The sequence below is a fragment of the Bacteroidales bacterium genome (assembly GCA_023229505.1).
Classification (GTDB): domain Bacteria; phylum Bacteroidota; class Bacteroidia; order Bacteroidales; family JAGOPY01; genus JAGOPY01.
The window spans coordinates 47,798-55,180 of the sequence record JALNZD010000028.1; the positions used below are offsets into that span (position 1 = coordinate 47,798).

Below are 7,383 nucleotides of genomic sequence, written 5' to 3' on the forward strand. Positions count from 1 at the left end.
GTTTAAGTTTTAAGTTCGGGAATTTTTTAATAACTATTCTTTGCGATACTTTGCGCCTCCTTTGCGCAACTTTGCGTGACAACTTCAAAAAAAAATTTAGTTCTTCCCCACAAAGTTACTCAAAGGTTTCCGGGTTGAGAATGATTTCAATAAGTTGTTCTTCTGTTTTGGTATTATGATAAAGCACCTTTCTTGTGACAGAATCTCTATCCAAAACCTGCCAGATTCTGTTTTCAATGACTGCCAGATCCTTCCCTTTATCTTTACCGATGTATATGTAGAATGAAGATTTGGTTTTATCAAGAATATCTTTAAAATCAACAAAATCATCCCAGAAATAGAACTTATCGGACCATGTCACATACTGATAGCTTTCAGGAAATTTTTCCTTCAGATATGATTGAAAACCGAATTTAAGGTGGTATGTCATGATAAAACCATTAAAGTGGGCAAATTCGATAAAAGGTGCGCCATAATACGGACATGTCATGATTACTGGTTTGTCCGTTTCAACCAGCGAAACTATCTTCTTATATTCCTCCTGAAGGATTTCATTCCTCTGGCTGTAACTTGTAATTGAAGATCTGACCTGAAGTACCTGTCCATAAGTCACATAAAGTATGAAAATTGAGAAGGAAATCAAAGTGATGATTTTATATCTTTTTGATCCTGAAATCTTTTGATATTGGATGATCAATAAGATGCTTAACAAAACAATTAAATATTTGAATAGATAGAAAGGCATAAAATAATAATGCTCAAAATGCTTTAACGTAAAGGCAATGCTGATAAGGATTGAAAGATTTACGGCAAATATTGCACGAATGATCTTTGAATTCGTAAATCCTTCATTTTTAAATACTTTGGAAGAAAAGACAACACTTAGCAACAAGGAGAAAATCGCAATAAAGAAAAACATTTTATCATAATTGAACAAGTATTTAAAATTTTCGGGTATTGTCGAAAAATTTATAAAGTCTTTTGCCCCGGCGCCATACTTCCCGCTATGAATTAACAGGCCGGATACCCATTGCCAGAATTTGTGAAAATTAAAAACCACAGGATATGCAAAAATGGCAAAAAACAGGATGGTGTATAAAATCAGCTTAATCTTTTGCCTCAGTGATGTATGCAATAAAACCAGGGGTATTAATATGACCGGAATAAAGGTAAGTTTACAGGCGATCCCGAACCCGATTATGAGACCATAAAGAACAATATCAGTAAAATGGCCAGCAGTTCGATCTTCATGATAAATCGTTTTTATTATCATTAAACCGGTCAGAAGCAGGGGAATCATCATGATTGCCTCCGGCATCAGGCGTCCGGACACGCCAAGCAATGATGCGTTGCCAAATGGGCTTAACTGCAATAATAGCCCTGCAAAATGAGAACCGGAATACTTCTTTGTATAAATGCCGCAAATGACCAGGACGATTGCGATCAGAACATTCATGAAGAGGTTTGCTGCATGAATATATTTTTCAGGGTCGTCAATGAAGTCCTTTGCATAATCTCCGGGCTGGAACAAATTGATAACCCTGGAAGAAATGGCTATTAAAAATTCCAGGGGTATTCCGGGGGTCGCAATGAACTGGACACTTAAGTTGCCCCCACCTATTAGTATACCGTTGTATAAGTAAAAATACTCCGGATCGACGCTACTAAGGAAGAATGCGCCCAGGTAATAATGAAATACCGAAGCATTTAAAAGAAAGATAATTGGTATAATTAAAAAAATAAGTACGCTAAAATGTTTTCGTGAAATTGATTTGAATACTATCAGGATGGGGTTAAATAAACCTGACAGGTAAATTTGTAATTTAGTTTGCTTAAGTTTTCCCATTGCATTTCATTACTTAAAAAAAACTGATGATCTAATCCGTGTAAATCCGTCGCATCCGTGTCATCCGTGTGCCATTCTTCCTCTTTCATTTGAGATGTAATTGTCATAGGTCTGACAAACATCTGATGCAAAAATTATCCCGGAATTAATTACTTCATTCCAAGTATCCAGGCTGATAAGAGTCGGGTCGGAATTTGTCAGTCCTCTGCCAACCAACCCAACGATAATCCCTGCATTAAATGCATCCCCTGCACCGATGGTGCTTTTTGGCCGGATTGCCGGTACATCTGCATGTAATTTAATGGAAGATGTCATAAGATCAACCCCTTTTTTATTCCGGGTAATGATAACCGCTTTGGATCCTGCTTCCCGGATACGGGCAAAAACATCATCGTTGTTATTTGTCCCGAAGAGATTCTCAAAATCCTCATCCGACCCGCGGACAATATCCGCCAGGGCGATATTTCCCTCAACAAGATGCATCAGTTTCCTGATCTCCCCCAGGTGGTTTTTTCGGATATTAGGATCATAAATGATGATTGCTCCGTTCTGCCTGGCTTGTTTAACGAAGGAAATGATCTTTGAACGGATTGCCTGATCCAGGGAGTAAAACGAACCGAAGAGTACCACGTCTCCCCTGCCCGCTTCCGGCCATGCCATATTAAGCCGGTTCTCCGGGTAGTGTTGGTAGAACGAATACTGTGCATTCCCTTGTTCATCGAGGAAAGCCAGTGACACCGGCGTTTTAAAACCCTCAACCGGCCGGGTGAACGAAGTGAAGACCCCATTTTCAGCCAGGAAATCCAGGACCATTTGTCCCAGTTGGTCACGGCCCAGTTCTGTGATCATCTCCACCTTCATACCGCACCTGCCGAGGGACACGGCTGTATTCAGCATCGACCCGCCCGGCCTGGCTGCCTTAGGCTGGCCCTGCTCAAAGATGATGTCATATATCGTTTCGCCGAGGGTGAAGATGGTGGGCATGGGGAATGATTTAATCTTCATCAAAAATAGTTTATTTTCGGATTAGCGGGGAGGCGGGGAAGCGGGGAGGCAAGGGGGCGTGGAACTCTGCTGCTCAACGCCTCAGCGGTAAATAAAAAAAGGCTGGATTCCTCCGGCCTTCCGAGCGGTAAATAATATCAAGCTGCTCTTCTGATATAAATCGATTAAAGGTCAAATAGCCTGATTAGATTCAAATTAACATTATCCAATGTTTTTTTATCGACTTCTCCCAATTTCCCTAATACAATATCTTTATCTATCGTGGCAATTTTATTCAGCCTCAACAGAGATTCTTTCTTTAGTCCTGTCAATTTACCCGTAGGAAGAATTATATCAGAAGGTTCTTTCAGATTAGTTTGCGTAGTAATAAAAGAAACAATTACATCAAACTCCGTTTCCATCAATACCAATGCAGGTCGGGTCTTTGCTCCGCTCAAACCGGTAAACGGGAATGGTAATAATATGATTTCTCCTTTTTTCATTTATATTTTTCCTTCAAATCACTTACAGAATACAGGTCCTCTTCATTATCCAGGAATTTAAATGAATCCGAGTGTTCAATCATCTTCTCAATTCCTTTCTGAAGTATAACCTCTTCCTGATATTTTTTCAGGAGAAATTCAATATAATCATCAGCTTCCTTAAGCTTATCATCAGGCAATAATCTCAGTCGTTGGACGGTTCGTTTGATTATTTTTTCTTTTTCCATATCGTTTAAATCTGCATTATTCAAAGATAAGTATTATTAAAATTCATCAAATGAAATATCCATCCACTCAAAGTTTTTCCAGCTGTAGAAATTATAATGCCACCATTCAGCATCGTATTGGATGAATCCATGTTTGATCATGATATCCTTGAGCAATTGCCTGTTTTGCAAAACCTATGCTGGCAAATACATATATAATTGTCCCCCTTGTTCGATTTTTATTTAGGAACTAACGACAAACGACTGACGATTGAGTAGCAATGTGATCAAACCCGGATGACAAAGTAGGCATTTAAGTAAATAATTTCTTTTTGGAGTGTTCAATTTTAGGGAGCAATATCTTATCTACCTAATGAAAATTCAATGTTTATTTTTTTATCTTACAGATAAAATCCTATATTGGTAGGCAAAAGTGTAAAATAGCTTTTTCCTCACTCTTGTAAGCAAAAGTATCTTAATAAATGGTAAATAAAATAATGTAAAATGATTAGCAGAATCTGGCACGGTTATACAACATTCGAGAATGCAGATGTTTATGAAACCCTGTTAAAAGAAGAGATCTTTATCGGCATTCAGAATCGGGCAATAAATGGCTACAAGGGAATCCAGCTCCTTAGACGTAACCTTGCAAACGAGGTGGAATTCATAACCATCATGTGGTTCGATTCCATTTCGTCAGTCATAGAATTTGCAGGCACTGATTATGAAAAAGCTGTGGTTCCGGAAAAAGCTCAGAAGGTCCTGTCAAGATTTGATCAACGGTCCCAGCATTATGAGGTGCGGAATCTACAAGTATCCTCTTCTTTCCACAAAAATTTCAAGTAGATTTTTTCCTCTTTCATAAATTCTGCCGGAATCATTTTTTTCAAGATAATTCATATAAAAAATTGACTTATCAGAATAATTAGCCTATATTTGCATGGTAAATCATGCATTAACATCCAATAAACCACTTTATGACTGAATTATCATACAAGAATTGGATTGCGATGAGCGATAAAGCATTGGCGGAACATATCGGGGCGTTTGTGAAGCATCATCGGCTGGAGCAAAACAAAACCCAGGATACGCTGGCAAATGCCGCCGGCATCAGTCGTTCTACCCTGAGCCTGCTCGAAAGAGGTGAAACCGTAACACTGGCCACGCTGATACAGGTCCTGCGGGTATTGGACCAATTGCACGTGATGGAAGCCTTTGCCGTTGAAAATACCATTAGTCCTCTGGCGCTGGCGAAACTGCAAAAAGAAAAAAGGCAAAGAGCCAGGGGGAAACAATCAGACAAGAAGCAGCAAAGTGATTGGTAACTATGGACGTAGCGGAAGTTAAAATATGGGGCAATTTAGTCGGTGCCGTTGCCTGGAATGAAGCTACAGGCCTGGCTGTCTTTGAATACGATCCGGCATTTAAAAGCCTTGGCTGGGATCTGGCTCCCTTGCAGATGCCGGTAAGATCAGAAAAAACGAAATTTGAATTCCCTGCCTTACGGAAAAAACTTGATCCGTCATGGGACACTTTTAAAGGGCTGCCGGGCTTATTAGCAGATGTGCTGCCGGATAAGTATGGTAATGAGCTTATCAATATGTGGCTGGCACAGCAGGGACGTGCGCCGGACAGCCTGAACCCGGTTGAACTGCTTTGTTTTACCGGCACCCGGGGAATGGGAGCGCTGGAATTTGAACCGGCCACTTTAAAAGAGCAGAAAAGGACATTTTCCATCGAAATGGAAAGCCTGGTGGAAATTGCTCAAAAGATGCTTTACAAAAAAGAGGCTTTCACCACCAACCTGCAGAAGGACGAAGAAAAGGCCATGATGGAAATCCTGCGGATAGGTACCTCGGCCGGTGGGGCAAGGCCAAAAGCTGTAATTGCCTACAACGAAAAAACCGGAGAGGTCAGATCCGGGCAGACCAATGCACCAAAGGGATTTGAACATATGCTGATAAAGCTGGATGGCGTCAGCGATGTGCAATTGGGAACGACTCATGGCTACGGAAGGGTGGAAATGGCCTACTATAACATGGCAACAGCCTGCGGCATTGAAATGATGCCATCCCGCTTACTGGAAGAAAACGGCAGGGCGCATTTTATGACCAGGCGTTTCGACCGTGAGGGCGGCGACATAAAGCATCATATACAAACATTTTGTGCCCTTAAACACTTCGACTACAATGCGGTAACCAGTTTCAGTTACGAGCAACTCTTCCAAACCATGCGCGAGTTAAAACTGCCTTATCCAACCGCAGAGCAAATGTTCAGGAGAATGGTATTCAATGTGCTGGCGCGAAATTGCGATGACCATACCAAGAACTTTTCTTTCAGGCTCAGGAAAGATGGCCTTTGGGAACTGGCTCCGGCTTATGATATCTGCCATGCCTATCAACTCGGGCACCAATGGGTGAGCCGGCACGCGCTTAGCATCAATGACAAAAGGAGTGATATAACCAGGGAAGACCTCCTGACCCTTGGCCGGTCGATAAAGAATAAAAAGGCCGAAGATCAGGTGGAGGAAATTAACAATACCGTAAATCACTGGAAGAAATTTGCCGATGAGGTAAATGTATCACCCGGGCTTCGTGATGAAATTGCAAAAACCCTCATAAACCTGAAATAACAGGCCAACCAGATACCTATTTGCCATCGTGGAGTCTGAAAAGACTGCGGTCACGGCATCGGCTTATTTCCCTGAATTGTCATGGATGGCTACGGGAGGGATTTAAAATTTGACTTATGAAAAACTTCAACCCATCATCGAAAGGGAAATAATCCTGATTCCGGATCAAGGTTGTGCGGACCTTTGGGTGCAGATTCAAACGCCAGCCAAGTTTTAAAATTCAACTGACCTACAATATTATTCGAAAAAAGTCCAGATATATAAGATCAACAGATTCACTATCCATTGTTTTCATGATTTCCAGGTTATCGCCCAGAATCAGCTTGTTAATAATCATTTGGCGGGAACTTTTAAATTAAGTTTTAAAATTACAATTAAACTACAACCCTAAATTACTATATCGCAGAATTCTTATTATTGCAACCCATAATATTATTCCGCATTCTTGTTATCGGGCTCTTCTAAGGCCTCTCATGTACTTTGAGTAATGTTTATTATTGATGCCATTTTGTGCGTTTTGAGGTTATAAAATGAAATAGCCGGGGAATTTTGAAGTATAAAAATTTTTCCAAAACGAAAAAAATTAGAGAAATGTGAAACTATATCCTTTCAAAATTTGCATATCACATTGGATTACTGTATATTTATGGTTTTCTAAAACAATAAAAAACATCTTTATGAAACCTACTTACGAAATCATTCAAATTGCTGGAACTGGGGTAAATCTTATTATTGATGCCGCCGAAAAACCAACTCATGAGATAATTCAAATAATTGGGTCAATTGGATTAAAGAACAGCCATATCACAATTAAAAATGCGAATTCTAAACCTACACATGAGCTAATTCAAATAGCAGGAGTATATTCAAAAAATATAACATTAGACCTTACATAAATCTTTGATGAAAGCCCTAACAGGCCAATATTCATTATTTAAAGCTGCTTCGCAAGACAGTTCAAAAACCAGTCCTGATAGCAAATTTTGCCAATCCAGGTAGGGGGAAAATCAAAAATTATAAGGTGTTCGGCCTGACCAACCAAATAACACGTGCCAAGCACTTGCGCCCTTGATTTAGAGTACATTTAACCGTAACTTTTCACTTTTTAGGCACAGTTATTCACAAAATATTGTTTAAAAGATTTTAAATCAGATGGATAAATAGGATAATGTTGATTTATTTTTGTGCCTAAATAGGCATATATGAAATCAT

Annotated in this window: 8 protein-coding genes; 4 read left to right on the top strand and 4 right to left on the bottom strand. The window is 39.8% G+C overall.

Going from position 1 to position 7,383, the window contains the following annotated elements:
• Window positions 1-115: 115 nt before the first annotated feature.
• The 4 genes from M0Q51_10925 to M0Q51_10940 form a co-directional block, all read right to left on the bottom strand.
• Complete coding sequence (locus M0Q51_10925) at window positions 116-1,846, bottom strand: hypothetical protein (protein ID MCK9400490.1); 1,731 nt, start codon at window positions 1,844-1,846, stop codon at window positions 116-118.
• A 60-nt stretch (window positions 1,847-1,906) separates the two neighbouring features.
• Complete coding sequence (locus tag M0Q51_10930) at window positions 1,907-2,851, bottom strand: carbohydrate kinase (protein ID MCK9400491.1); 945 nt, start codon at window positions 2,849-2,851, stop codon at window positions 1,907-1,909.
• A gap of 164 nt (window positions 2,852-3,015) precedes the next feature.
• The gene (locus M0Q51_10935) at window positions 3,016-3,333 is read right to left on the bottom strand and encodes a type II toxin-antitoxin system PemK/MazF family toxin (GenBank protein MCK9400492.1); all 318 of its coding nucleotides are present in this window, start codon (window positions 3,331-3,333) and stop codon (window positions 3,016-3,018) included.
• Complete coding sequence (locus M0Q51_10940) at window positions 3,330-3,560, bottom strand: hypothetical protein (protein MCK9400493.1); 231 nt, start codon at window positions 3,558-3,560, stop codon at window positions 3,330-3,332. The genes M0Q51_10935 and M0Q51_10940 overlap by 4 nt, the downstream gene beginning before the upstream one ends.
• Window positions 3,561-4,043: 483 nt before the next feature.
• On the opposite strand from M0Q51_10940, the gene M0Q51_10945 reads away from it, so the two are divergent.
• The 4 genes from M0Q51_10945 (at window position 4,044) to M0Q51_10960 (ending at window position 7,067) form a co-directional block, all read left to right on the top strand.
• Window positions 4,044-4,385: a hypothetical protein gene (locus tag M0Q51_10945; GenBank protein MCK9400494.1), complete on the top strand. Its 342-nt coding sequence runs from the start codon at window positions 4,044-4,046 to the stop codon at window positions 4,383-4,385.
• Between the two features lie 131 nt (window positions 4,386-4,516).
• Entirely contained in the window at window positions 4,517-4,864 is a 348-nt protein-coding gene (locus M0Q51_10950) for a helix-turn-helix domain-containing protein (GenBank protein ID MCK9400495.1), read from the top strand.
• A 2-nt stretch (window positions 4,865-4,866) separates the two neighbouring features.
• Window positions 4,867-6,171 carry a type II toxin-antitoxin system HipA family toxin gene (locus tag M0Q51_10955; protein MCK9400496.1) on the top strand — a complete coding sequence of 435 codons (1,305 nt, stop codon included), beginning with the start codon at window positions 4,867-4,869 and terminating at the stop codon, window positions 6,169-6,171.
• 677 nt (window positions 6,172-6,848) lie between these two features.
• Window positions 6,849-7,067, top strand: a complete 219-nt coding sequence (locus M0Q51_10960) for a hypothetical protein (GenBank protein MCK9400497.1) — start codon at window positions 6,849-6,851, stop codon at window positions 7,065-7,067.
• Window positions 7,068-7,383 lie beyond the last annotated feature (316 nt).

Excerpts from the sequence above, each read along its gene's own strand:
- M0Q51_10925 (MCK9400490.1), bottom strand. The coding sequence starts at position 1,846 with ATGGGAAAACTTAAGCAAACTAAATTACAAATTTACCTGTCAGGTTTA.
- M0Q51_10930 (MCK9400491.1), bottom strand. The coding sequence starts at position 2,851 with ATGAAGATTAAATCATTCCCCATGCCCACCATCTTCACCCTCGGCGAA.
- M0Q51_10935 (MCK9400492.1), bottom strand. The coding sequence starts at position 3,333 with ATGAAAAAAGGAGAAATCATATTATTACCATTCCCGTTTACCGGTTTG.
- M0Q51_10940 (MCK9400493.1), bottom strand. The coding sequence starts at position 3,560 with ATGGAAAAAGAAAAAATAATCAAACGAACCGTCCAACGACTGAGATTA.
- M0Q51_10945 (MCK9400494.1), top strand. The coding sequence starts at position 4,044 with ATGATTAGCAGAATCTGGCACGGTTATACAACATTCGAGAATGCAGAT.
- M0Q51_10950 (MCK9400495.1), top strand. The coding sequence starts at position 4,517 with ATGACTGAATTATCATACAAGAATTGGATTGCGATGAGCGATAAAGCA.
- M0Q51_10955 (MCK9400496.1), top strand. The coding sequence starts at position 4,867 with ATGGACGTAGCGGAAGTTAAAATATGGGGCAATTTAGTCGGTGCCGTT.
- M0Q51_10960 (MCK9400497.1), top strand. The coding sequence starts at position 6,849 with ATGAAACCTACTTACGAAATCATTCAAATTGCTGGAACTGGGGTAAAT.